The organism is Streptomyces lycii, assembly GCF_009735685.1.
GTDB classification, from domain to species: Bacteria; Actinomycetota; Actinomycetes; order Streptomycetales; family Streptomycetaceae; genus Streptomyces; species Streptomyces lycii.
Map to the genome: position 1 here is coordinate 1 of NZ_WHPN01000300.1, position 21186 is coordinate 21186.

General features: G+C 69.2%; 31 protein-coding genes. 2 read left to right on the forward strand and 29 right to left on the reverse strand.

The annotated features are described in order from the left end of the window. On the reverse strand, window positions 1-717 hold a 717-nt coding region (locus GCU69_RS17260; RefSeq protein ID WP_156206568.1), incomplete at its 3' end, for a hypothetical protein. Window positions 718-979: 262 nt separating this feature from the next. On the opposite strand from GCU69_RS17260, the gene GCU69_RS17265 reads away from it, so the two are divergent. Together GCU69_RS17265 and GCU69_RS17270 are read left to right on the forward strand one after the other, a co-directional pair. Next, window positions 980-3142: a DEAD/DEAH box helicase family protein gene (locus tag GCU69_RS17265; RefSeq protein ID WP_156206569.1), complete on the forward strand. Its 2163-nt coding sequence runs from the start codon at window positions 980-982 to the stop codon at window positions 3140-3142. Between the two features lie 74 nt (window positions 3143-3216). Next, window positions 3217-4833 (forward strand): ABC transporter substrate-binding protein, encoded by a 1617-nt coding sequence (locus GCU69_RS17270; protein WP_156206570.1) that lies wholly within the window; start codon window positions 3217-3219, stop codon window positions 4831-4833. Window positions 4834-5055: 222 nt separating this feature from the next. Here the strand turns inward: GCU69_RS17270 and truA are convergent, their stop codons facing one another. The 28 genes from truA to rplB form a co-directional block, all read right to left on the reverse strand. Continuing rightward, a complete protein-coding gene (gene truA / locus GCU69_RS17275) occupies window positions 5056-5928 on the reverse strand; it encodes a tRNA pseudouridine(38-40) synthase TruA (protein WP_098753527.1) in 873 nt (290 codons plus the stop codon). A 113-nt stretch (window positions 5929-6041) separates the two neighbouring features. After that, window positions 6042-6557, reverse strand: coding sequence for a 50S ribosomal protein L17 (rplQ, locus tag GCU69_RS17280; protein ID WP_098753526.1), 516 nt, complete (start codon window positions 6555-6557; stop codon window positions 6042-6044). Window positions 6558-6767: 210 nt separating this feature from the next. Continuing rightward, window positions 6768-7790 carry a DNA-directed RNA polymerase subunit alpha gene (locus GCU69_RS17285; RefSeq protein ID WP_069171149.1) on the reverse strand — a complete coding sequence of 341 codons (1023 nt, stop codon included), beginning with the start codon at window positions 7788-7790 and terminating at the stop codon, window positions 6768-6770. 145 nt (window positions 7791-7935) lie between these two features. Continuing rightward, on the reverse strand, window positions 7936-8562 hold the full coding sequence (rpsD, locus tag GCU69_RS17290; RefSeq protein WP_098753525.1) for a 30S ribosomal protein S4: 627 nt from the start codon (window positions 8560-8562) through the stop codon (window positions 7936-7938). Window positions 8563-8590: 28 nt separating this feature from the next. Next, window positions 8591-8995, reverse strand: coding sequence for a 30S ribosomal protein S11 (rpsK, locus tag GCU69_RS17295; protein ID WP_009715860.1), 405 nt, complete (start codon window positions 8993-8995; stop codon window positions 8591-8593). 64 nt (window positions 8996-9059) lie between these two features. Next, window positions 9060-9440: a 30S ribosomal protein S13 gene (gene rpsM, locus GCU69_RS17300; protein WP_098753524.1), complete on the reverse strand. Its 381-nt coding sequence runs from the start codon at window positions 9438-9440 to the stop codon at window positions 9060-9062. A 176-nt stretch (window positions 9441-9616) separates the two neighbouring features. Then, the gene (gene rpmJ / locus GCU69_RS17305) at window positions 9617-9730 is read right to left on the reverse strand and encodes a 50S ribosomal protein L36 (RefSeq protein WP_003956441.1); all 114 of its coding nucleotides are present in this window, start codon (window positions 9728-9730) and stop codon (window positions 9617-9619) included. Window positions 9731-9793: 63 nt separating this feature from the next. Next, on the reverse strand, window positions 9794-10015 hold the full coding sequence (gene infA, locus GCU69_RS17310; RefSeq protein WP_003956442.1) for a translation initiation factor IF-1: 222 nt from the start codon (window positions 10013-10015) through the stop codon (window positions 9794-9796). 138 nt (window positions 10016-10153) lie between these two features. Further along, a complete protein-coding gene (gene map, locus GCU69_RS17315) occupies window positions 10154-10996 on the reverse strand; it encodes a type I methionyl aminopeptidase (RefSeq protein ID WP_156206571.1) in 843 nt (280 codons plus the stop codon). Between the two features lie 184 nt (window positions 10997-11180). After that, complete coding sequence (locus GCU69_RS17320) at window positions 11181-11837, reverse strand: adenylate kinase (protein ID WP_098753522.1); 657 nt, start codon at window positions 11835-11837, stop codon at window positions 11181-11183. Continuing rightward, window positions 11837-13153, reverse strand: a complete 1317-nt coding sequence (gene secY / locus GCU69_RS17325; RefSeq protein ID WP_098753521.1) for a preprotein translocase subunit SecY — start codon at window positions 13151-13153, stop codon at window positions 11837-11839. Before secY ends, GCU69_RS17320 begins: the two co-directional genes overlap by 1 nt. 199 nt (window positions 13154-13352) lie before the next feature. Continuing rightward, window positions 13353-13808 (reverse strand): 50S ribosomal protein L15, encoded by a 456-nt coding sequence (gene rplO, locus GCU69_RS17330; protein ID WP_098753520.1) that lies wholly within the window; start codon window positions 13806-13808, stop codon window positions 13353-13355. A 1-nt stretch (window position 13809) separates the two neighbouring features. Next, entirely contained in the window at window positions 13810-13992 is a 183-nt protein-coding gene (rpmD, locus tag GCU69_RS17335; RefSeq protein WP_098753519.1) for a 50S ribosomal protein L30, read from the reverse strand. Further along, window positions 13992-14591: a 30S ribosomal protein S5 gene (gene rpsE, locus GCU69_RS17340; protein WP_098753518.1), complete on the reverse strand. Its 600-nt coding sequence runs from the start codon at window positions 14589-14591 to the stop codon at window positions 13992-13994. Before rpsE ends, rpmD begins: the two co-directional genes overlap by 1 nt. 43 nt (window positions 14592-14634) lie before the next feature. After that, window positions 14635-15018 (reverse strand): 50S ribosomal protein L18, encoded by a 384-nt coding sequence (gene rplR / locus GCU69_RS17345; protein WP_098753517.1) that lies wholly within the window; start codon window positions 15016-15018, stop codon window positions 14635-14637. Between the two features lie 3 nt (window positions 15019-15021). Then, complete coding sequence (rplF, locus tag GCU69_RS17350) at window positions 15022-15561, reverse strand: 50S ribosomal protein L6 (protein WP_098753516.1); 540 nt, start codon at window positions 15559-15561, stop codon at window positions 15022-15024. Between the two features lie 19 nt (window positions 15562-15580). Continuing rightward, a complete protein-coding gene (gene rpsH, locus GCU69_RS17355) occupies window positions 15581-15979 on the reverse strand; it encodes a 30S ribosomal protein S8 (RefSeq protein WP_019707834.1) in 399 nt (132 codons plus the stop codon). A 345-nt stretch (window positions 15980-16324) separates the two neighbouring features. After that, on the reverse strand, window positions 16325-16510 hold the full coding sequence (locus tag GCU69_RS17360; protein ID WP_003956452.1) for a type Z 30S ribosomal protein S14: 186 nt from the start codon (window positions 16508-16510) through the stop codon (window positions 16325-16327). Window positions 16511-16512: 2 nt separating this feature from the next. Further along, window positions 16513-17076 carry a 50S ribosomal protein L5 gene (gene rplE / locus GCU69_RS17365; protein WP_098753515.1) on the reverse strand — a complete coding sequence of 188 codons (564 nt, stop codon included), beginning with the start codon at window positions 17074-17076 and terminating at the stop codon, window positions 16513-16515. After that, window positions 17076-17399, reverse strand: coding sequence for a 50S ribosomal protein L24 (gene rplX, locus GCU69_RS17370; RefSeq protein ID WP_098753514.1), 324 nt, complete (start codon window positions 17397-17399; stop codon window positions 17076-17078). Before rplX ends, rplE begins: the two co-directional genes overlap by 1 nt. A gap of 3 nt (window positions 17400-17402) precedes the next feature. Further along, window positions 17403-17771 carry a 50S ribosomal protein L14 gene (rplN, locus tag GCU69_RS17375; RefSeq protein ID WP_019707831.1) on the reverse strand — a complete coding sequence of 123 codons (369 nt, stop codon included), beginning with the start codon at window positions 17769-17771 and terminating at the stop codon, window positions 17403-17405. 104 nt (window positions 17772-17875) lie between these two features. Continuing rightward, complete coding sequence (rpsQ, locus tag GCU69_RS17380; protein ID WP_098753513.1) at window positions 17876-18166, reverse strand: 30S ribosomal protein S17; 291 nt, start codon at window positions 18164-18166, stop codon at window positions 17876-17878. Then, on the reverse strand, window positions 18166-18390 hold the full coding sequence (rpmC, locus tag GCU69_RS17385) for a 50S ribosomal protein L29 (RefSeq protein WP_065963002.1): 225 nt from the start codon (window positions 18388-18390) through the stop codon (window positions 18166-18168). Before rpmC ends, rpsQ begins: the two co-directional genes overlap by 1 nt. After that, complete coding sequence (gene rplP, locus GCU69_RS17390) at window positions 18390-18809, reverse strand: 50S ribosomal protein L16 (RefSeq protein WP_098753512.1); 420 nt, start codon at window positions 18807-18809, stop codon at window positions 18390-18392. The genes rpmC and rplP overlap by 1 nt, the downstream gene beginning before the upstream one ends. A 5-nt stretch (window positions 18810-18814) precedes the next feature. Next, window positions 18815-19651, reverse strand: a complete 837-nt coding sequence (rpsC, locus tag GCU69_RS17395) for a 30S ribosomal protein S3 (RefSeq protein ID WP_098753511.1) — start codon at window positions 19649-19651, stop codon at window positions 18815-18817. Next, entirely contained in the window at window positions 19651-19998 is a 348-nt protein-coding gene (rplV, locus tag GCU69_RS17400) for a 50S ribosomal protein L22 (protein ID WP_032926743.1), read from the reverse strand. The genes rpsC and rplV overlap by 1 nt, the downstream gene beginning before the upstream one ends. A gap of 43 nt (window positions 19999-20041) precedes the next feature. Continuing rightward, window positions 20042-20323 (reverse strand): 30S ribosomal protein S19, encoded by a 282-nt coding sequence (gene rpsS, locus GCU69_RS17405; RefSeq protein WP_098753510.1) that lies wholly within the window; start codon window positions 20321-20323, stop codon window positions 20042-20044. A gap of 12 nt (window positions 20324-20335) precedes the next feature. Beyond that, window positions 20336-21172: a 50S ribosomal protein L2 gene (gene rplB, locus GCU69_RS17410; protein WP_098753509.1), complete on the reverse strand. Its 837-nt coding sequence runs from the start codon at window positions 21170-21172 to the stop codon at window positions 20336-20338. Between the last annotated feature and the right edge of the window lie 14 nt (window positions 21173-21186).

Here is a 21186-nt window from a genome sequence, read left to right on the forward strand (position 1 = left end):
CAGCTGCGTCCGGAGGATCTTCTCCGGGACCTCGCCCTTCTCCGGGTCCGCAGAGTTCGCCGAGTGGAACACGGCGAGCACCGGCCCGCTGCGGAAGACGGTGAAGCGGGACGGATACGGCTTCCCTTCCCGGTCCTTCGTCCACAGGGCGTACTCGACGGACCCGTCGCCGCCCTCGGGCGCCGGGAAGGACTCGACGGACTCCCACTTCCGCTTGATCCGCCGGTCCTCGAAGCCGCCGCCGCACGCCTCGACGGCGTCGCGCAGGCCCGTCAGCAGCTTCTTCGCGACCGGCTCGGGGTAGGAGAACAGCCCGACGTTGACGACCAGGCCGCGGTCCTCGGGGGAATCGGTGGTCGTCAGGCTCCGTACCTGGAGGGCGGACGGCTCGGGGACGGTCGAGAACCCGTGCAGGTCGGCGAGGGGTTCGCAGGCCGCCTCGGCCGCCGTCTTCTCCTCGACCCGGGCGCCCGCCCCGAGCGGGGATACCTTGTAGCCGCCGAATCCGTCCAGGTCGAAGGCGGCCGACCGGAGCTGGGTCTCGGTCGGCACCCCGCCCTGCCGGCCGTCCTCGCCGTCCTCCCCCTTCTGCCGGTCCGCGGACGCAGAGGCCGTCGGCTTGTCCGTACTCCCGTCGTCCCCGTCGCCGCAGGCACTCGTCGTCGCCAGCACCGACACGGCCACCGCTGAGGCCACCACCCATCGCGCGCGCTTCATGTCGCCGCTCCGTTCTCCGTAAGCCATCGGGGTCGACGGGAGTATTCACCGGGCTTGGCCGTCCCACAAGAAGATCGAGCGGCCGTCCCGCATGGCGGGCGCCCCCGCCGCCCGGCGCGCGCCGGAGGCGTACCCCGGGCGCCTTCGTTGCGCTGAGTTCTCCCCAACGCACGCCCTGTTGCACTAGCCTGCTGGATCGGCCTGCTATCTGACGGGTGATCATGTCCCGCCCGCCGGAAGCCCATGCCGTGGCGGGGGGACCGTGCTCGACGACTTCGGATTCGACAAGCTGCTCGACGACGACGGCTTGGTCGCGCGCCTGCTCGGAAAGACCCGTTCCGGGCGCAACCGCAAGCTCCTCTACGGCCCCGACCTGCCCGTCCTGCTGCTCGTCGGCGGCCCCGGCACCGGCAAGGGACGGCTGCTGCGCTGCGTACGCGGCGACTTCGGGCGGCATGTCCCGGTGGCCCGGCTCGACTGCGCGCTCACGGGCTTCCGGGAGGAGGCCGGGCAGCACCCGCGGAGCCGGTCGGAGCGGACCGAGGCGCTCCGCGAGATCGCCCTCCAACTGGGCGCCTGGCAGGGCGACGGCGGCGGGATCCCCGTCCCCCGGCTGTACGCGGGACTGGCCGCGGTGGCGGCGGGCGACCGCGGCGGCACGGTCGCCGATGTGGTGGACGAGGTGCGGCGGCACGACGATCTGCTGCCGCCCGGCCACTTCTGGCGCGGTGTCCTGAACCGCGCGGTCCGCGGCTATCTCGGCGCGCTCGCCGGGCTGGTGACGCACGCCATGGCCGTACCGCTGATCAACGGCGTGCTCGACGAACTGCTCGCCAGGACCTCGCGGGAGGGCGAGGCCGCGCTCCAGGAGTGCTACGGCGAATACCCCGGCGCGGGCGGGCACGCGAAGCTCGGACTGCACTCCCTCGCCGCGCACTTCCAGCAGGACCGGGAGGCCCGCGAGACCGCGGAGAACTTCCTCTTCCGGGCGCTCCGGGAGGACGTCGAGGCGGCCTACCGCTCGGTCCGGGGCCGGCTCTCCCGGGTCGGCCGCCCCGCGCTGCTGCTCGACCACGCGGACAACGCCCTGGGCCGCCGGCTGCTGGGACCGGTGCTGGAGGACCGCGAGAACGGCCACCACGACCGGCTGGTGATCTTCGCGACCGCCCGCCGCGACGACGGCGGGCGCTTTCTGTACCGGGCCGGCGACACCGACGACACCGGCCCCGCGGCGGGCCGCAAACCGCTCGACTGGCATCCGGCGGAAGGCGGGCTGCCGTCGTGGACCCGGCCGCCCGGCGGCGGATCCGGCCTCGCCTCGCCCTCGCGCGGCGTCGTACTCGTCCGGATGCCCCTGCTCACCCGGGAGCAGCAGAAGCACGGCACGGCCCGCTTCCAGTCCCCCCGGCCGCAGGCGGGCAACGCCTCCCGGCTCCGGGTCGAACAGGGCGTCCACCGGCTCAGCGGCGGCAGACCGCTGTTCGTGGCCCGGCTCGCGGAGGCCACCGCGGCGGCACGGCTGCCCGAGGACGGCAGCGACTGGGCGCTGCTGGAGTCCCCGCTGCGCACGGGCGACGAGGCGGAGACCCGGCCGGTGGCGGACGTGCTGCTGGAGGAGCTGGTCGGCTGCCAGCTGCCCGAGGAGCTGCCCGCCGAGCACCGGGCGCACTGGCTGGACCTGCTCAGCCATCTGTCGGCCGCGCACGACGCGGAGTGCGCCGAGGCGCTGATGCGGGAGCGGCAGAAGGACCGGGAGGAGCGGCTGTCCGCGTACCGGATCGCCGAACTGCTCCGGGACAGCGGCTGGCCGCACTGCCCGCGGCACTTCATCGGCGATCTGGGGCTGCGGCACCTGCTGATGCGCCGGCTGTACCGCCTCCGGCCCGGCGGCGAGGCGTGGCGGGAGGACCACCGGCTGCTGCGCGACCGGTACGGCGGGGCGGCCGAGGACGCCCCCGACGACCTCTTCGGGACGGCCGGCGCCCACCGGATGCACCACCATCTCGCCTTCGCCGACGCGGACACCGTCACGGACTATCTGGAACGCACCTTCCCGGCCCACGGCGGCCGGGCGGACACCCGCTCCATGCGGGAGTGGTGCGAGGAACTGCTCGCGATAGCGGAGGCCCCGCTGATCGGCGGCCCGGACGACCGGCGCGACCGGGCCCTCGGCGCGGTGGAGCTGCCCGGCGACGCCCGCAGACGCCGCATCGACCGGCTCCTCCACGCCGTACGGCTCTGCGAGGACCGGACGCGGGCGGTGGACGACGCCGTGGGCGGCACCCTGCGGAAGATCCTGGAGCGGATCGGTGACGAGTCGTCGCACGGCGCCGAGGTGCTGACCCGGGTGGCCGGCGACTGGAGCGACCGGGTCGCAGGCAGGCAGCCCCTGCGGCCCTGCGCCTGCACGAGGCACATCGGATGACCCGGGCGGGAGCGGGGCGGGCCGGCGGGGCACGGAGGGCCGGGACGGACAGGACTCGATCAGAAGGTGGCGGCGTGCTGAACTGGCTGTACAACACGTTCTGGGCCAACTGGACCAAGAAGGCCCTCACGACCCTCGTGACGGCGGCCGTGGTCACCGCGGCCGCCGTCCTCGCGGACCGGCTGATCGGCGCGCCCGACCTCTGCGCGAACGGAGTCGAACGGAGCGACGGCGAGTGCATCGGCGTCAACGGCTCCGGCTACGACTTCGGCACCGACGAGATCACCGAGGTCAGCCGGGCGATCGCCGGGGAGAACGCCCGGATATCCGGGAAACCGCACGTCACCGTGGCCGTGATGGTGCCGTTGCAGCCCAGGGGCGAGGCCGGGAAGCGGCAGCTCCGCAGCGATCTGCAAGGGGCGTACCTCGCGCAGTACCGGGCCAACCGGCAGGAGAAGTCCCCGCTGCTGCGCCTGGTGCTGGCCAATCCCGGCGCCGACTACCGGCAGCAGGAACGGGTCGTCGACCGCCTCGCCGCCATGGCCGAGTCCGGCAAGGACAACCTGCGGGCCGTGACGGGCTTCAACCTGAGCCTGGCCAGCACCGAGGAGGCCATCCGGCGCCTCACGAACGACCTGGGCATACCGGTGCTCGCCAGCCGCGTCAGCGCCGACGAACTCGCCAACCCCGAGAGCCGCACCGGCAAGCCGCGCTTCAACGGGCTGGCCCGCGTCATCCCGACCAACCGGCAGCAGGCCGACGCCCTCGCCGACTTCCACGGCGACCTGCGGAACGAGGACACCGTCCTCGTCCGCGACACCCGCCCGGGCGACATCTACGTCGACTCGCTCGCCAAGGCGTTCAGCCGGGAGGAGTCGGGCCCGGCGGGCGCCAAGGACCAGGAGTTCCGGTCGCCCGGGATCAACGAGCCCGGCGACACCGGCAACGACTTCTCGCTCATCGGCCACAACATCTGCCAGTCGGAGGCCGACGTCGTCTACTTCGCCGGCCGCCCCGTCCATCTGCGGCTGTTCGCCCTGAAGCTCGCCGAGGTGCCCTGCCGCGGCAAGCGCTACACGGTCGTCAGCGGATCCGGCGCCGCCACCCTCGACCGGTACATGAGCGAGCAGGACTGGGAGAAGCTGCGCGGCACCGGGGACGGCGAGCCGGTGGTCACCGTGCAGTACACCGCGCCCGCGCACCCCGACGCCTGGGACCACGCGCTCGCCGACTGGGAGAAGGAGCAGCGGGAGAAGACCGGCCGCATCCCCGACGTGAAGGAGCAGCCGGCCTATCTGACCGAGCCGCGCCGGGAACTGGTGAAACTGCGCGACCTGGTCGAGCAGCGGACCGCCGGGGACATCGGCCCCGTCGAGCTGGAGGACTCCCGGACGATGCTCGTCCACGACGGGGTGCGCACCATCGCCGAGGCGGTGTTCCTGGCGAACTCCCAGTCCTCGGGCACGATCCCCCCACTGGACCGGGTCGCCGCGCAGTGGCTGCGTCTGGAGTCCGCCCACCGGGTGACCGGCACGAGCGGCTGGATCTGCCTGACGAACGGCGGCAACCCGTACGACAAGCCGGTCGCGGTCGTGGAACTCGATCCCCGCACCCGGGGCCTGGCCTTCGTCGGCCTGGCCTGGCCGGAGGGCGAGCCGCAGCCCGAGGACTGCGTGGTGCCGAGCGACTGACCCCGCAGGGCCGCGGCACGGCCGGGTGACCGAAGGCGTCCCGTGTCGTCACCCGGGACGAGCGGGCCCGCGGCGTCCGAGCACATCCCGGGCCGGGCCGGGCCGGCCTGCCGCCGACGCCGCGGCCGGGCCCGTCCCACGACGGCGGCCGCCCCGGCACCGGGCACGGAGCGGCCGGTTCCGTCCCGGCACCGGCCCGCCTTCCGGACCCGGCCGGACCGGTCAGTCCGTAACGGCGCCCGCCCCCGGCAGGCTGCGCTTGTTGCGGGCCGCCAGGTTCCGGGCGGCCAGCTGGTCGTCAGCCGGGTAGCCGACCTCCTCCAGGGTGAGGCCGTGCGGCCGAACGACGTTCACCGCCGAGTGCCGGACCCGGCCCGCCAGCACCTCGGCCGGGAACCCCACCGGGCGGTGACCGTCGCCGACCAGCAGCATCGAGCCGACCAGGGCCCGCACCATGTTGTGGCAGAAGGCGTCGGCGCGCACCGTCGCGACCGCCAGCCCGGCGTCCTCCCGCCCCGGCCCGGGACGCTCCCAGTGCAGGTCCAGAAGGGTACGGATGGTCGTCGCGCCCTCCCGCTTCTTGCAGTACGCGGCGAAGTCGTGCTCGCCCAGCAGCTTCGCGGCGGCCTCGTTCATCAGGTCGATGTCGAGCGGCCAGTCGTGCCACAGGACGTGCCCGCGCCGCAGCGGGTCGACGCCGCCCCGGTGGTCGCCGACGCGATAGGCGTAGCGCCGCCAGATCGCCGAGAAACGGGCATTGAAGTGCGGCGGCGCCTCGGCGACCCGCCAGACCCGGACGTCGTGCGGCAGCTTCCCGGCGAGCCGCCGCAGCAGCTTGTCGCCGTGCGCGGCCCACACGTCCTCGGCGAGATCGACGTGCGCCACCTGGCCCCGGGCGTGCACCCCGGCGTCCGTGCGGCCCGCGACGGTCAGCTCGACCGGCTCCGGCAGCCGCAGCACCGTCCGCAGCGCGCTCTCCAGCTCGCCCTGGACCGTGCGCCGCTCCCGCTGCCGGGCCCAGCCGGAGAAGTCCTTCCCGTCGTAGGACAGGTCCAGCCTGATCCGTACGAAGCCGGGCTCCACGTCGTCACTCACCCGTTGATCCTCTCAGACACACCGAACGGGCCCGCCCCGGGAAAACCGGTGCGGGCCCGTCCGTACAGCGATGGCGCGGCTCGCGGAACCGCGAGGAAGCGAAGAAGCCCTGCTCAGGCGTCCTTCTTCTCCTCGCCGGCCTCGGCCTCCGCAGAACCGGCCTCCTCGGCCTGGTCCTTCTTGAGGTCCGCGACGGCCTGGTCACCGGCGGCGTCCTTGGCGGAACGCTTGGTGGCCGCCTCGGCCTCGCCGACAGCGGTCTGCTGCACGGTGAGGGCCTCGACCAGCTCGATCACGGCCATCGGGGCGTTGTCGCCACGACGGTTGCCGATCTTGGTGATCCGGGTGTAGCCACCCGGACGGTTCTCGTAACGCGGGCCGATCTCCGTGAACAGGGTGTGGACGACACCCTTGTCCAGGATCGTCTGCATGACCTGGCGGCGGTTGTGAAGGTCGCCCTTCTTCGCCTTGGTGATCAGACGCTCGGCCACGGGGCGCAGGCGGCGGGCCTTGGCCTCCGTGGTCGTGATCCGGCCGTGCTCGAACAGCGCGGTGGCGAGGTTCGCCAGCAGGTGCCGCTCGTGCGCTGCGCTGCCGCCCAGACGGGCGCCCTTGGCGGGCTTCGGCATGGTGATTCTCCTCAATCTCTGCACCGGCCGTATCAGGTACCGGTGTCAGGTCCCCCGGAACGGGACTGTCCCGGGGAAGTTCCCCTCAGCCGCCGGACGCGCGTCTTCCGGCGCGCCCGGCGTCCGAGGAAAACCACAACCCGGCGGCGGCCGGAACCGTCCGCACCCAGGGGTGCGGAGCGGGCCCCGCCGCTCGCGCCGGGTGGCGGCTCAGTACTGCTCGGTCTCCACGAACCCGGCGTCCGCGTCGTCGTCCGCGCCGAAGGCGTCGGCGGCGGCGGTCGGGTCGAATCCGGGCGGGCTGTCCTTGAGCGCCAGGCCCATGCCGGCCAGCTTCGCCTTGACCTCGTCGATCGACTTCGCACCGAAGTTGCGGATGTCGAGCAGGTCCGCCTCGGAGCGGGCCACCAGCTCGCCCACCGAGTGGATGCCCTCGCGCTTGAGGCAGTTGTACGAGCGGACCGTGAGCTCCAGCTCCTCGATCGGCAGCGCCAGATCGGCGGCCAGGGCAGCGTCCGTCGGGGACGGGCCCATGTCGATGCCCTCGGCGTCGATGTTGAGCTCGCGGGCCAGGCCGAACAGCTCCACCAGGGTCTTTCCGGCCGACGCCATGGCGTCACGCGGCCGCATGGCCTGCTTGGTCTCGACGTCGACGATCAGCTTGTCGAAGTCGGTGCGCTGCTCGACTCGGGTCGCCTCGACCTTGTAGGTGACCTTGAGCACCGGGCTGTAGATGGAGTCGACCGGGATCCGGCCGATCTCCTGGCCCAGCTGCTTGTTCTGGACGGCGGAGACATAGCCGCGGCCGCGCTCGACCGTCAGCTCCATCTCCAGCTTGCCCTTGCCGTTGAGGGTGGCGAGGACGAGGTCCGGGTTGTGCACCTCGACGCCGGCCGGCGGGGCGATGTCCGCCGCCGTGACCAGGCCGGGACCCTGCTTGCGCAGGTACATCACGACCGGCTCGTCGTGCTCCGAGGAGACGACGAGCTGCTTGATGTTGAGGATGAGGTCGGTGACGTCCTCCTTGACGCCCGGCACGGTGGTGAACTCGTGCAGGACCCCGTCGATCCGGATGCTGGTGACGGCGGCACCGGGGATCGAGGAGAGCAGCGTACGGCGGAGGGAGTTGCCGAGGGTGTAGCCGAAGCCCGGCTCCAGCGGCTCGATCACGAACCGGGAGCGGAATTCGTCGACGACCTCTTCGGTCAACGAGGGGCGCTGAGCGATCAGCATGGGGTGTTCTCCTTCAGTCTTCGGCACCCGCTATTTGATGCCGGACTCACCGGACGGCAGCCCGGTGTCGGTACGCCCAAGGATACGGGCGGCCGCCGCGGAACGCTCCCGCCGCGGCCGCCCGCCCCTCGGACGATGCGAGCTGCTACTTCGAGTACAGCTCGACGATCAGCTGCTCCTGCACCTGGGTGTCGATCACCTGGCGCTCGGGCAGGCTGTGCACGAGGATCCGGAGCTGCGACGGAATGGCCTCGAGCCACGCCGGCACGGTCTTCTCGCCGGCTTCCGCACGAGCGACGACGAACGGCGTCATCTCCTGCGAAGCCTTGCGGACCTCGATGATGTCGTTCACGGCGACGCGGGCCGACGGGATGTCGGTCTTGCGGCCGTTCACGGTGATGTGGCCGTGGCGGACCAGCTGACGGGCGTGGTCGCGGGACTTCGCGAAGCCCGCGCGGTAGACCACGTTGTCGAGCCGGGTCTCCAGGATGCGGAGCAGGTTCTCGCCGGTCTTGCCGGACTTCCTGTTCGCCTCGTTGAAGTAACCACGGAACTGCTTCTCAAGGACTCCGTAGATGCGGGCGGCCTTCTGCTTCTCACGCTTCTGCAGCAGGTACTCGCTGTCCTTGGTGCGCCCGCGACCGTGCTCACCCGGGGGGTAAGGACGGATCTCGATCGGGCACTTCGCGCTCTCGCACTTGCTCCCCTTGAGGAAGAGCTTCTGCTTCTCCCGACGGCAACGCTTGCAGTCGGCCCCGGTGTAACGCGCCATTGTTTTCTTGTCTCCTACTTCAGCCGGCTCAGACGCGACGGCGCTTGGGCGGCCGGCATCCGTTGTGCGGGGTCGGGGTGACGTCCTGGATCGAGCCGACCTCGAGGCCGGTGGCCTGGAGCGAGCGGATCGCGGTCTCACGGCCGGAGCCGGGACCCTTGACGAAGACGTCGACCTTGCGCATGCCGTGCTCCTGCGCGCGGCGGGCGGCCGACTCGGCGGCCATCTGCGCGGCGAAGGGGGTCGACTTGCGAGAGCCCTTGAAGCCGACGTGGCCGGCAGAGGCCCAGGAGATCACGTTGCCCGTGGGGTCGGTGATCGAAACGATCGTGTTGTTGAACGTGCTCTTGATGTGAGCGTGCCCGTGGGCGACGTTCTTCTTCTCCTTGCGGCGCACCTTCTTGGCGCCGGCCGTACGGCTCTTCGGAGGCATACTGATGAACTCCCGTGGAGGTGGTCGGTCCTACAGCTCGGACCGCGATTGCGTCCGGTGCGGACTACTTCTTGCCCGGCTTCTTCTTGCCGGCGATCGCGCGACGCGGACCCTTGCGGGTGCGGGCGTTGGTGCTGGTGCGCTGACCGTGGACGGGCAGACCGCGACGGTGCCGCAGACCCTGGTAGCTGCCGATCTCGACCTTGCGGCGGATGTCGGCCTGGATCTCACGACGGAGGTCACCCTCGGTCTTGAGGTTCGCGTCCACGTACTCGCGGATCTTGACCATGTCCTCTTCGGCCAGGTCCCGCACGCGGGTGTCGGGGTTCACACCGGTGTTGGCCAGCGTCTGCTGGGCAAGGGTGCGACCGATACCGAAGACGTAGGTGAGGGCGACCTCGACGCGCTTGTCACGCGGGAGGTCAACGCCAGCGAGGCGTGCCATCTATTGGCTCCTGATTACAGTCGGAGGTCTTCCGCAGCACCTCTCCCGGCTGCCTCGGCTGCCGGGTCCCCGGCCTCCGCCGGGGGTGTCGTCCCCGCGTGGGAGCCGCGGTGACGGGTGACTGCGTATGAACATGTGTTGCGTCGCGCGAAGAACTGCGGAGTGCGGGTCGTGCTTCAGCCCTGGCGCTGCTTGTGGCGCAGGTTGTCGCAGATGACCATGACCCGGCCGTGGCGGCGGATCACCTTGCACTTGTCGCAGATCTTCTTGACGCTCGGCTTGACCTTCATGGGATGTGAGGTTCTCCGGGTCGTGCGGCCGCTCGCGCGCGGGGCGCGGAACGACAGCGAGATCTACTTGTAGCGGTAGACGATCCGGCCGCGCGTCAGGTCGTACGGAGACAGCTCCACCACGACCCGGTCATCGGGCAGGATGCGGATGTAGTGCATGCGCATCTTCCCGCTGATGTGCGCGAGGACCTTGTGACCGTTCTGGAGCTCCACCTTGAACATCGCGTTCGGCAGAGACTCGATCACGGTGCCCTCGATCTCGATGGCACCTTGCTTCTTGGCCACGCTTCGCCTTTCGAATCGGCTACCTTGATCGGTTCACGGCATGCACACAGGCAGGCGTGACCCGACGCGTCAGTCTACGCGACGGCATCCGGAAAGACTAATCAGGGGTAGCTTCCCCGCCGCGGTGATCCTTACGCCTCAGGCGCCGGCGAGCGGATCCGGGGCCGTCGTGACGCCGTACTGCGCCAGCTTCGCCCTTCCGCCGTCCACGGCGGTCAGCACCAGCGGCCCCTCCGCCGTCAGGGCGACGGAGTGCTCCCAGTGGCTGCTCCAGGTGCCGTCGTCGGTCTTGACGGTCCAGTCGTCCGGGAGCACGTGGGTCTTCGCCGTGCCGAGGCTGACCATCGGCTCGATCGCGATGCAGAAGCCGGGCACCAGCTTCGGGCCGCGGCCGCGCCGGCGGTCGACGTAGTTCAGCAGATGCGGGTCCATGTGCATCTGCGAGCCGATGCCGTGGCCGCCGTAGTCCTCGATGATCCCGTACTTGCCGGTGGCGGGCCGCGGCTGGCGGCGGATGTAGCCCTCGATCGCCTTGGAGATGTCGACGAGCCGGTTGCCCTGCCGGACCGCGGCGATCCCGGCCCACATGGACTCCTCCGTCACCCGGCTCAGCTCGTGCAGCTCCGGAGCGTGACCCTCGCCGACGAAGAGCGTGACGGCCGCGTCACCGTGCCAGCCGTCGATGATCGCGCCCGCGTCGACGGAGATGATGTCGCCGTCCTTCAGCACGGTCACGGCGTCCGGGATGCCGTGCACCACGACATCGTTCACCGAGGTGCAGATGGTGGCGGGGAAGCCGCCGTAGCCGAGGAAGTTCGACCTGGCGCCGTGCTCCGCGAGGACCTTGCGGGCGACGTCGTCCAGGTCCTTGGTCGTGGCCCCGGGCACCGCCGCGGCGCGGCACGCCTCGTGGACGCGCGCGACGACCAGCCCGGCCTCGCGCATCTTCGCGATCTGCTCCGGGGTCTTGATCTCCACCATGCGGAATGCCTTCAGCCTTCTGTGTCGGGGTCCGGTGCGGTCCGGCTTTTGTCTCGGGTCCGGTGCGGCCCGGCTTCCGCGCCGGGCTCCGGTGCGGTCCGGGCCGGCGCCCGGACCGCGCTGTACACAACGGTACGGCCGCGGCACCCTGGGGGCGCCGCGGCCGTACGGATACGTCTTCGCTTCAGGCCGCCTGGCGCTGGAGCGCGCTCATGGCGCGCTCCGTCACCTCGCCGACCTTGCCGAGGGCCGAGATCGTGACGACCAGGCCCTGGGAGCGGTAGTAGTCGATGATCGGCTCCGTCTCGCGGTGGTAGACCTCCAGCCGCTTGCGGACCGTCTCCTCGCTGTCGTCCTCGCGCTGGTACAGCTCGCCGCCGCACTCGTCGCACACGCCCTCGGTCTTCGGGCGCTTGTACTCAACGTGGAAGGTGTGCGAGCTGTCACTCCGGCACGTGCGCCGGCCCGCGATCCGCTTGACGACTTCCTCCTCCGGGACCTCCAGGTCCAGCACGCCGTCGAGCGCGATACCGCTCTCGGCGAGGATCTCGTCCAGCGCCTTGGCCTGGCTGAGATTCCGGGGAAAGCCGTCCAGCAGAAAGCCCTCGTCGGCGTCCGGCTTCTCCATCCGGTCCTTCGCCATTCCGACGGTCACCTCGTCCGGCACCAGCTCGCCGGCGTTCATGTACTCCTGCGCCTGCTTGCCGAGGGGCGTGCCCTGGCTGATGTTGGCACGGAAGAGGTCACCCGTGGAGATGTGCGGAATGGAGAGGTTCTTGGCAAGGTACGCGGCCTGCGTACCCTTCCCGGCGCCAGGCGGCCCGACGAGGACGATTCGCATCAGCGGAGGAACCCTTCGTAGTGTCGCTGCTGCAGCTGGCTCTCGATCTGCTTCACGGTCTCCAGGCCGACACCCACGATGATGAGGATGCTCGTCCCGCCGAACGGGAAGTTCTGGTTTGCCCCGAACAGCACCAGTGCCACCGTTGGCACCAGCGCGATCAAGCCCAGGTACAGCGATCCCGGCCACGTGATCCTGTTGAGCACGTAACTCAGGTACTCAGCGGTCGGTCGACCAGCCCGGATGCCCGGGATGAAGCCACCATACTTCTTCATGTTGTCCGCGACTTCCTCGGGGTTGAACGAGATCGCCACGTAGAAGAACGCGAAGAAGACGATCAGGAGGAAGTAGGTGGCGATGTAATACGGGTGGCTGCCGTCCACGAAATGGGCCTGAATCCAGGTGGCCCAGCCCGCGGTCGAGTTGCTGAACTGGACGAGCAGCGCCGGAATGTAGAGCAGCGACGACGCGAAGATGACAGGAATCACACCTGCCTGGTTCACCTTCAACGGGATATAGGTGGACGTTCCCCCGTAGGACCTGCGGCCGATCATGCGCTTGGCGTACTGCACCGGAATTCGGCGCTGCGCCTGCTCGACGAAGACCACCAGGCCGACGATCGCCAGGCCCACCAGGATCACCGCGCCGAATTCCACCCAGCCGTCGGCGATCTTGCCCTGCTGCTTGATCTGCCACAGGGCGCCCGGGAAGCCCGCCGCGATGGCGATGAACATCAGGATCGACATGCCGTTGCCGATGCCGCGGTCGGTGATGAGTTCGCCCAGCCACATCACCGTCGTGGTGCCCGCGGTCATGACGAGGACCATGGTGATGGTGACGAAGATGGACTGGTCGGGGATGATCTCGCTCGCCCGGTCACAGCCGGGGAAGAGCGAGCCACCGCGGGCGGTGGCCACGAGACCGGTGCCCTGCAGGACACCGAGGGCCACGGTCAGGTAGCGGGTGTACTGGGTGATCTTCGCGGTACCGGACTGCCCCTCCTTCTTCAGGGCCTCCAGCCGCGGGATCACGACGACGAGCAGCTGCAGGATGATGCTCGCCGTGATGTAGGGCATGATGCCGAGGGCGAAGATCGTGAGCTGCAGCAGTGCGCCACCGCTGAACATGTTGACGAGACCGAAGAGGTCTCCCCCCTGGCCCTTCGCGGCGTCCATGCAGTAGTTGACATTGACGTAGCTGACCCCGGGGATGGGAATGTGCGCCCCGAGTCGGAAGAGCACGATGATGCCCAACGTGAACAGCAGTTTCTTGCGCAGGTCGGGCGTCTTGAACGCCCGGGCGAACGCGGTGAGCACGGTGCCTCCTGCGCCCCCCGCGCCAGGCGCGAGAGGTGACGGTCTTGAGGATCGACGGATACAAAGCAGTCAAAAGCCGCGGAGGCACAGGCCACGCGGACAGTAACAGTGGCCTACCTTACCGGCGTACGTGCCCCCCATGGAACGACCAACCGGGGATGCCCCTTGAGGACATCCCCGGTTGGTCGGTTCAACGCGCTCAGACGAGCTCGGTGACGGTGCCGCCGGCGGCGGTGATCTTCTCCTTGGCGGAGCCGGAGACGGCGTCGACCGTCACCTGCAGCGCCACGGTCAGCTCACCCTGGCCGAGGACCTTCACGAGCTGGTTCTTGCGCACCGCGCCCTTGGCGACCAGATCGGCCACCGTGACCTCGCCACCCTGCGGGTAGAGCGCGGCCAGCTTGTCCAGGTTCACGACCTGGTACTCGGTGCGGAACGGGTTCTTGAAGCCCCGCAGCTTCGGGAGACGCATGTGGAGGGGCATCTGCCCGCCCTCGAAGCGCTCCGGAACCTGGTAACGGGCCTTCGTGCCCTTGGTGCCACGACCAGCGGTCTTGCCCTTGGACGCCTCACCACGACCCACACGGGTCTTGGCGGTCTTGGCGCCCGGGGCGGGCCGGAGGTTGTGGACCTTCAGCGGGTTGTTCTCCGCCATGTCAGTCGACCTCCTCGACCGTGACGAGGTGCCGCACGGTCTGCGCCATGCCGCGGAACTCGGGACGGTCATCCTTGACGACCACGTCGTTCACTCGCTTCAGGCCGAGCGAACGAAGGGTGTCGCGGTGGTTCTGCTTGCTGCCGATGAGCGACTTCGTCTGCGTGATCTTGAGGCGGGCCATTACGCACCCGCCCCGGCACGCGCCCGCAGCAGAGCGGCGGGAGCGACGTCCTCCAGCGGCAGGCCACGGCGGGCGGCGATCTCCTCGGGACGCTGCAGTCCCCGGAGTGCCGCCACGGTGGCGTGCACGATGTTGATCGGGTTCGACGAGCCGAGCGACTTGCTCAGCACGTCGTGGATGCCGGCGCACTCCAGAACGGCGCGCACCGGGCCACCCGCGATCACACCGGTACCGGGGGAAGCAGGCTTGAGCAGGACGACGCCCGCGGCCTTCTCGCCCTGGATCGGGTGCGGGATGGTGCCCTGGATCCGGGGGACCTTGAAGAAGTGCTTCTTGGCCTCCTCAACACCCTTGGCGATGGCGGCCGGCACCTCCTTGGCCTTGCCGTATCCGACACCCACGGTGCCGTCACCGTCGCCCACCACGACCAGCGCGGTGAAGCTGAAGCGACGACCACCCTTCACGACCTTGGCGACTCGGTTGATGGCGACGACGCGCTCGACGTACGCGGTCTTCTCGGCGGCAGCGCCACCGTCGCGACCCTTCCGGTCCCGTCGCTCGCCACCGGCGCCGCCACCGCGGCGCTGGGGTCCAGCCATTGGAATTACCTCTCTCGTTAACGTCCGCTGTGACGGAACCGGCTCAGAACTTGAGCCCGGCTTCACGGGCGGCGTCCGCCAGAGCGGCGATGCGCCCGGCGTACTGGTTGCCACCGCGGTCGAACACGACCGCCTCGATGCCGGCGGCCTTGGCGCGCTCGGCGACCAGAGCGCCGACCTTCTGCGCCTGTGCGCTCTTGTCGGCCTCGCCGCCACGGATGGATGCGTCCAGGGTCGACGCGGAGGCCAGCGTGTGGCCCGCGATGTCGTCGATCACCTGAGCGACCATGTGACGGTTGGACCGCGTCACGACCAGGCGGGGACGCTCCGGCGTACCGGAAACCCGCTTGCGGACGCGGATGTGGCGCCGCTTGATGGCCGCACGCTTGCGCGCGTCACCCTTAGCGATCTTCACACCGTATGCCATGGCTTACTTACCAGCCTTTCCGACCTTGCGGCGGATGACTTCGCCCGCGTACTTCACGCCCTTGGCCTTGTACGGGTCGGGCTTCCGCAGCTTGCGGATGTTGGCGGCGACCTCGCCGACCTTCTGCTTGTCGATGCCCTCGACGCTGAGCTTGGTCGGGGACTCCACCTTGAAGGTGATGCCCTCGGGGGCCTCGACCAGGATCGGGTGGCTGTAGCCCAGGGAGAACTCCAGGTTGGAGCCCTTGGCCTGGACGCGGTAACCGACACCGCTGATCTCGAGCGCCTTGCTGTATCCCTGGGTCACACCGGTGATCATGTTCGCCACCAGCGTGCGGGACAGGCCGTGCAGGGCCCTGTTCTGACGCTCGTCGTTGGGGCGGGTGACGTTGATGACGCCGTCCTCACCCTTGGCGATCTCGATGGGCTCGGCGACGGTGTGCGAGAGAGAACCCTTGGGGCCCTTCACTGCGACCGTACGGCCATCGATGGTGACGTCCACGCCGGCGGGAACCGAGATGGGGAGCTTGCCGATACGCGACATTGCAGTTCCTCCTTCCCGACTACCAGACGTAGGCGAGGACTTCCCCACCCACGCCCTTCTTCTGCGCCTGCTGGCCGGTGAGCAGCCCGTGGGACGTGGAGATGATCGCCACGCCCAGGCCGCCGAGCACCTTCGGCAGGTTGGTGGACTTTGCGTAGACCCGCAGGCCCGGCTTCGAAATCCGCTTGATGCCGGCGATCGAGCGCTCGCGGTTCGGGCCGAACTTCAGCTCGAGGACGAGGTTCTTGCCGACCTCGGCGTCCTCGGTCTTCCAGCCGGTGATGAAGCCCTCCTGCTGGAGGATCTCCGCGATGTGCGACTTGATCTTGCTGTGCGGCATCACGACGGTGTCGTGGTAAGCCGAGTTAGCGTTTCGCAGACGGGTCAACATGTCTGCGATCGGATCGGTCATGGTCATGATGGCCTTCGGCCTCTCTCGCCGGGGTTTCCCTATCTGCGCCATCCCTCTCCCCGATCCGTACGCTGCTCGAAAGCTGTGCCGCTCCGATCGCTCGGAGCGGCCGCGTACGGCCGGGACGGGTGCGGCGCGGGGGACCTACGGCGTAGTAAGTGTCATAGCGGGCTGGAGCCCGCGGACGGCCATGGGCGGCGGACGCCCAACCCTTCCACTCTACGCGAGACGCGCAGCTGGTACGGGCCGGGCCCCGCCTCCCACGTGCTTACCGAGAGCCCTGGTTGGCCCCTTGGGCCCCGCCGTCCGGTCCTCGCCCGCGAGGGGCGCCTCCCGGACGGCGGGAAGGGGTTACCAGGAGCTCTTGGTCACGCCCGGCAGCTCGCCGCGGTGCGCCATCTCACGAAGGCACACACGGCAGAGGCCGAACTTGCGGTAGACGGAGTGCGGCCGGCCGCAGCGCTGGCAGCGGGTGTACGCGCGCACACCGAACTTCGGCTTGCGGGCGGCCTTAGCGATCAGAGCCTTCTTCGCCACGGTCAGTTCTCCTTGAACGGGAAGCCGAGGTGACGAAGCAGGGCGCGGCCCTCGTCGTCGTTGGTCGCCGTGGTGACCACGGTGATGTCCATGCCCCGGACCCGGTCGATCTTGTCCTGGTCGATCTCGTGGAACATGACCTGCTCCGTGAGACCGAAGGTGTAGTTGCCCCGGCCGTCGAACTGCTTCGGCGACAGCCCGCGGAAGTCGCGGATGCGCGGAAGCGCGAGCGACAGCAGGCGGTCCAGGAACTCCCACATGCGGTCGCCCCGGAGGGTGACGTGGGCGCCGATCGGCTGGCCCTCGCGCAGCTTGAACTGCGCGATGGACTTGCGGGCCTTGGTGACCGACGGCTTCTGGCCGGTGATCGTGGCGAGGTCCTTGATGGCACCCTCGATCAGCTTGGAGTCGCGGGCGGCGTCGCCCACACCCATGTTGACCACGATCTTGGTGAGACCCGGGATCTGCATGACGTTCTCGTAGGAGAACTGCTCACGCATCTTGCCGGTGATCTCGTCGCGGTAGCGCTGCTTGAGCCGCGGCGCGTTACTGGTGGTGGCAGTCATCAGATGTCCTCACCGGTCCGCTTGGCAACGCGGATCTTGTTGCCTTCGTCGTCGAAGCGGTATCCGACACGGGTGACGACCTTGTTGCCGTCCTTCTCCACCACGAGCTGGACGTTGCTCACGTGGATCGGGGCCTCGGTCGTCACGATGCCGCCGGTCTTCGAACCGCGTGCGGTCTGGCCGGCCTTCGTGTGCTTCTTGACCCGGTTGACACCCTCGACCAGGACGCGGTCGTCGCCGGGGTAGGCCTGGATGACCTTGCCCTGCTTGCCCTTGTCCTTACCGGTGATGACCTGGACCAGGTCGCCCTTCTTGATCTTCATCGGTTACAGCACCTCCGGCGCGAGCGAGATGATCTTCATGAACTTCTTCTCGCGCAGCTCCCGGCCCACCGGGCCGAAGATGCGGGTGCCGCGGGGGTCACCGTCGTTCTTGAGGATGACGGCCGCGTTCTCGTCGAAGCGGATGTACGAGCCGTCGGCGCGGCGGCGCTCCTTCACCGTGCGAACGATGACCGCCTTGATGACGTCACCCTTCTTCACGTTACCGCCGGGAATCGCGTCCTTCACGGTGGCGACGATGACGTCGCCGATGCCCGCGTAGCGGCGACCGGAACCACCGAGAACACGGATGCAAAGGATCTCCTTCGCACCAGTGTTGTCGGCGACCCGCAGTCGCGACTCCTGCTGGATCACGTCTATCTCCTGATCGTCTGCCGGTTCCCGGCGGGGTCCGGCCGCTGTGGGCACGGACCCCGCCGAGCCTGGCGGAACCGTCCTGAGGAGAAAACCTCAGGTGTTTACTTGGCCTTCTCGAGGATCTCGACGATGCGCCAGCGCTTGGTGGCGGACAGCGGCCGGGTCTCCATCAGGAGGACGCGGTCGCCGACACCGGCAGCGTTCTGCTCGTCGTGCGCCTTGAGCTTGTTGGTACGGCGAACGACCTTGCCGTACAGCGCGTGCTTGACGCGGTCCTCAACGGCGACGACGACGGTCTTGTCCATCTTGTCGCTGACGACCAGACCCTCACGGGTCTTGCGGAAGCCACGCTCGTTCGTGGTGGATTCAGTAGTCACTGTGTTCTCGCTCATCAGGCGCTCTCCACCGTCTCGATGCCGAGCTCGCGCTCCCGCATCAGGGTGTAGATCCGGGCGATGTCCTTGCGGACGGCCTTCAGCCGGCCGTGGTTCTCGAGCTGTCCGGTCGCCGCCTGGAAGCGGAGGTTGAACAGCTCCTCCTTGGCCTCACGCAGCTTGGCAACGAGGTCCTCGTTGTTCAGCTCACGCAGCTCGGACGCCTTGGTTCCGGCCGCCATCACGACTCACCTGCCTCGCGCCGGACGATCCGGCACTTCATCGGAAGCTTGTGGGCGGCGCGGGTCAGCGCCTCCTTCGCAACCTTTTCGTTCGGGAAGGACAGCTCGAACATCACCCGGCCGGGCTTGACGTTCGCGACCCACCACTCCGGAGAACCCTTACCGGAACCCATGCGGGTCTCGGCCGGCTTCTTCGTCAGCGGGCGGTCCGGGTAGATGTTGATCCAGACCTTGCCGCCACGCTTGATGTGACGGGTCATGGCGATACGGGCCGACTCGATCTGACGGTTCGTCACATAGGCCGGGGTCACCGCCTGGATGCCGTACTCGCCGAACGCAAGCTCCGTGCCACCCTTGGCCATGCCTGTGCGCTTCGGGTGGTGCTGCTTGCGGTGCTTGACCCTACGGGGGATCAGCATGACGGTCAGCTCTCCTTTCCGGCAGCGCTGGGCTCGGCCGCCGCGGCGGCGGGCACCTCGGCCTTGGGGGCCTCGGCAGCCGGAGCCGACTGCTGCGGCTTGCGGCCGCGGCCACCGCGCTCGCCACCACGGCCACCACGGGCCGGGCGGTCGCTGCCACCGCGGGACGGGCGGTTGCCCGCACGGGCGGCGGCGTTCTCGGCGCGGACCTCGGCGATGTTCTTGACGTCGCCCTTGTAGATCCAGACCTTCACACCGATGCGGCCGAAGGTCGTCTTGGCCTCGAAGAAGCCGTAGTCGACGTTCGCACGGAGCGTGTGCAGGGGCACACGGCCCTCGCGGTAGAACTCCGAACGGGACATCTCGGCACCGCCGAGACGGCCACCACACTGGATCTTGATGCCCTTGGCGCCGGCCTTCATCGTCGACTGCATGCTCTTGCGCATGGCGCGACGGAAGGAGACGCGGGAGGACAGCTGCTCGGCGACGGCCTGCGCGACCAGCTGGGCATCCGTCTCGGGGTTCTTGACCTCGAGGATGTTCAGCTGGACCTGCTTGCCGGTGAGCTTCTCCAGCTCGCCGCGGATGCGGTCGGCCTCCGCGCCGCGACGGCCGATGACGATGCCCGGCCGGGCGGTGTGGATGTCGACGCGGACACGCTCGCGGGTGCGCTCGATCTCCACCTTGGAGATGCCGGCACGCTCCATGCCCTTCGTCATCATCCGGCGGATGGCGACGTCTTCCTTGACGTAGTCCTTGTACAGCTTGTCGGCGTACCAGCGGGACTTGAAGTCCGTGGTGATGCCGAGCCGGAACCCGTGCGGGTTAACCTTCTGGCCCATTACCGGGTCCCTTCCTTGCTGCTGACGACCACGGTGATGTGGCTGGTCCGCTTGCGGATCCGGTAGGCCCGGCCCTGGGCCCGCGGACGGAACCGCTTCAGGGTCGGACCCTCGTCGACGTACGCCTCGGAGATGAAGAGGCTGCCGGCGTCGGTGTGGTCGTAGTTGTGCGCGGCGTTGGCAATGGCGCTGTCCAGCACCTTGCCCACCGGCACGCTCGCGGCCTGCGGGGCGAAACGCAGGACCGCCTGAGCCTCCGTGGCATCCATGCCACGGATGAGGTCCACCACGCGGCGGGCCTTCATGGGCGTGACGCGGATGTACCGCGCCTGGGCCCTGGCTTCCATGGTTGTCCCTTCGGTGTCAGTCATAGTCTTCGCACTCCGCCCGTCAACGACGCTTCGACTTGCGGTCGTCCTTGACGTGGCCGCGGAACGTACGGGTCGGCGCAAACTCGCCGAGCTTGTGGCCGACCATCGACTCGGTGACGAACACCGGGACGTGCTTACGGCCGTCGTGCACCGCGATCGTGTGGCCGAGCATGGCCGGAACGATCATGGAGCGCCGGGACCAGGTCTTGATGACGTTCTTGGTACCTGCGTCGTTCTGTGTGTCCACCTTCTTGATCAGGTGGTCGTCGACGAAGGGCCCCTTCTTGAGACTGCGCGGCATCTGAACCCGCTCCTAGCGCTTCTTGTTCGTCTTGCGGCGGCGGACGATGTACTTGTTGCTGGCCTTCTTCGGCGAGCGCGTACGGCCCTCCTTCTGACCCCACGGCGAGACCGGGTGGCGACCACCGGAGGTCTTGCCCTCACCACCACCGTGCGGGTGGTCGACGGGGTTCATCACGACACCGCGGACGGTCGGGCGGACGCCCTTCCAACGCATGCGGCCGGCCTTGCCCCAGTTGATGTTCGACTGCTCGGCGTTGCCGACCTCGCCCACAGTGGCGCGGCAGCGGACGTCGACCAGCCGGATCTCGCCGGACGGCATGCGCAGGTGGGCCATCGAGCCCTCCTTCGCCAGCAGCTGCACGGAGGCACCCGCGGAGCGGGCGAACTTCGCGCCGCCGCCGGGCCGCAGCTCGATGGCGTGCAGCGTCGTACCGACCGGGATGTTGCGCAGCGACAGGTTGTTGCCCGGCTTGATGTCCGCGCCCGGACCGTTCTCGATCCGGTCGCCCTGCTGCATGCCGCGCGGGGCGAGGATGTAGCGCTTCTCGCCGTCCGCGTAGTGCAGCAGCGCGATGCGCGCGGTGCGGTTGGGGTCGTACTCGATGTGCGCGACCTTGGCCGGCACGCCGTCCTTGTCGTGACGACGGAAGTCGATCACGCGGTAGGCGCGCTTGTGGCCACCACCCTGGTGGCGAACGGTCACACGACCGGCGTTGTTACGGCCGCCCTTGCTGTGCAGCGGGCGGACCAGCGACTTCTCCGGCGTGGACCGCGTGACCTCGACGAAGTCGGCGACGCTGGAGCCACGACGGCCCGGGGTCGTCGGCTTGTACTTGCGGATACCCATTGTCTCTCAGTCCT

What these genes read in the sequence shown, in the direction of transcription:
- rplQ (WP_098753526.1), bottom strand. Translation starts at nt 6,557, where the DNA reads ATGCCGAAGCCCGCCAAGGGCGCCCGTCTGGGCGGCAGCGCAGCGCAC.
- GCU69_RS17285 (WP_069171149.1), bottom strand. Translation starts at nt 7,790, where the DNA reads ATGCTGATCGCTCAGCGCCCCTCGTTGACCGAAGAGGTCGTCGACGAA.
- rpsD (WP_098753525.1), bottom strand. Translation starts at nt 8,562, where the DNA reads ATGGCGCGTTACACCGGGGCCGACTGCAAGCGTTGCCGTCGGGAGAAG.
- rpsK (WP_009715860.1), bottom strand. Translation starts at nt 8,995, where the DNA reads ATGCCTCCGAAGAGCCGTACGGCCGGCGCCAAGAAGGTGCGCCGCAAG.
- rpsM (WP_098753524.1), bottom strand. Translation starts at nt 9,440, where the DNA reads ATGGCACGCCTCGCTGGCGTTGACCTCCCGCGTGACAAGCGCGTCGAG.
- rpmJ (WP_003956441.1), bottom strand. Translation starts at nt 9,730, where the DNA reads ATGAAGGTCAAGCCGAGCGTCAAGAAGATCTGCGACAAGTGCAAGGTG.
- map (WP_156206571.1), bottom strand. Translation starts at nt 10,996, where the DNA reads ATGGTGGAGATCAAGACCCCGGAGCAGATCGCGAAGATGCGCGAGGCC.
- GCU69_RS17320 (WP_098753522.1), bottom strand. Translation starts at nt 11,837, where the DNA reads ATGCGAATCGTCCTCGTCGGGCCGCCTGGCGCCGGGAAGGGTACGCAG.
- rplO (WP_098753520.1), bottom strand. Translation starts at nt 13,808, where the DNA reads ATGGCGGAGAACAACCCGCTGAAGGTCCACAACCTCCGGCCCGCCCCG.
- rpmD (WP_098753519.1), bottom strand. Translation starts at nt 13,992, where the DNA reads ATGGCCCGCCTCAAGATCACGCAGACGAAGTCGCTCATCGGCAGCAAG.
- rpsE (WP_098753518.1), bottom strand. Translation starts at nt 14,591, where the DNA reads ATGGCTGGACCCCAGCGCCGCGGTGGCGGCGCCGGTGGCGAGCGACGG.
- rplR (WP_098753517.1), bottom strand. Translation starts at nt 15,018, where the DNA reads ATGGCATACGGTGTGAAGATCGCTAAGGGTGACGCGCGCAAGCGTGCG.
- rplF (WP_098753516.1), bottom strand. Translation starts at nt 15,561, where the DNA reads ATGTCGCGTATCGGCAAGCTCCCCATCTCGGTTCCCGCCGGCGTGGAC.
- rpsH (WP_019707834.1), bottom strand. Translation starts at nt 15,979, where the DNA reads ATGACCATGACCGATCCGATCGCAGACATGTTGACCCGTCTGCGAAAC.
- rplE (WP_098753515.1), bottom strand. Translation starts at nt 17,076, where the DNA reads ATGACTGCCACCACCAGTAACGCGCCGCGGCTCAAGCAGCGCTACCGC.
- rplX (WP_098753514.1), bottom strand. Translation starts at nt 17,399, where the DNA reads ATGAAGATCAAGAAGGGCGACCTGGTCCAGGTCATCACCGGTAAGGAC.
- rpsQ (WP_098753513.1), bottom strand. Translation starts at nt 18,166, where the DNA reads ATGAGCGAGAACACAGTGACTACTGAATCCACCACGAACGAGCGTGGC.
- rpmC (WP_065963002.1), bottom strand. Translation starts at nt 18,390, where the DNA reads ATGGCGGCCGGAACCAAGGCGTCCGAGCTGCGTGAGCTGAACAACGAG.
- rplP (WP_098753512.1), bottom strand. Translation starts at nt 18,809, where the DNA reads ATGCTGATCCCCCGTAGGGTCAAGCACCGCAAGCAGCACCACCCGAAG.
- rpsC (WP_098753511.1), bottom strand. Translation starts at nt 19,651, where the DNA reads ATGGGCCAGAAGGTTAACCCGCACGGGTTCCGGCTCGGCATCACCACG.
- rplV (WP_032926743.1), bottom strand. Translation starts at nt 19,998, where the DNA reads ATGGAAGCCAGGGCCCAGGCGCGGTACATCCGCGTCACGCCCATGAAG.
- rpsS (WP_098753510.1), bottom strand. Translation starts at nt 20,323, where the DNA reads ATGCCGCGCAGTCTCAAGAAGGGGCCCTTCGTCGACGACCACCTGATC.
- rplB (WP_098753509.1), bottom strand. Translation starts at nt 21,172, where the DNA reads ATGGGTATCCGCAAGTACAAGCCGACGACCCCGGGCCGTCGTGGCTCC.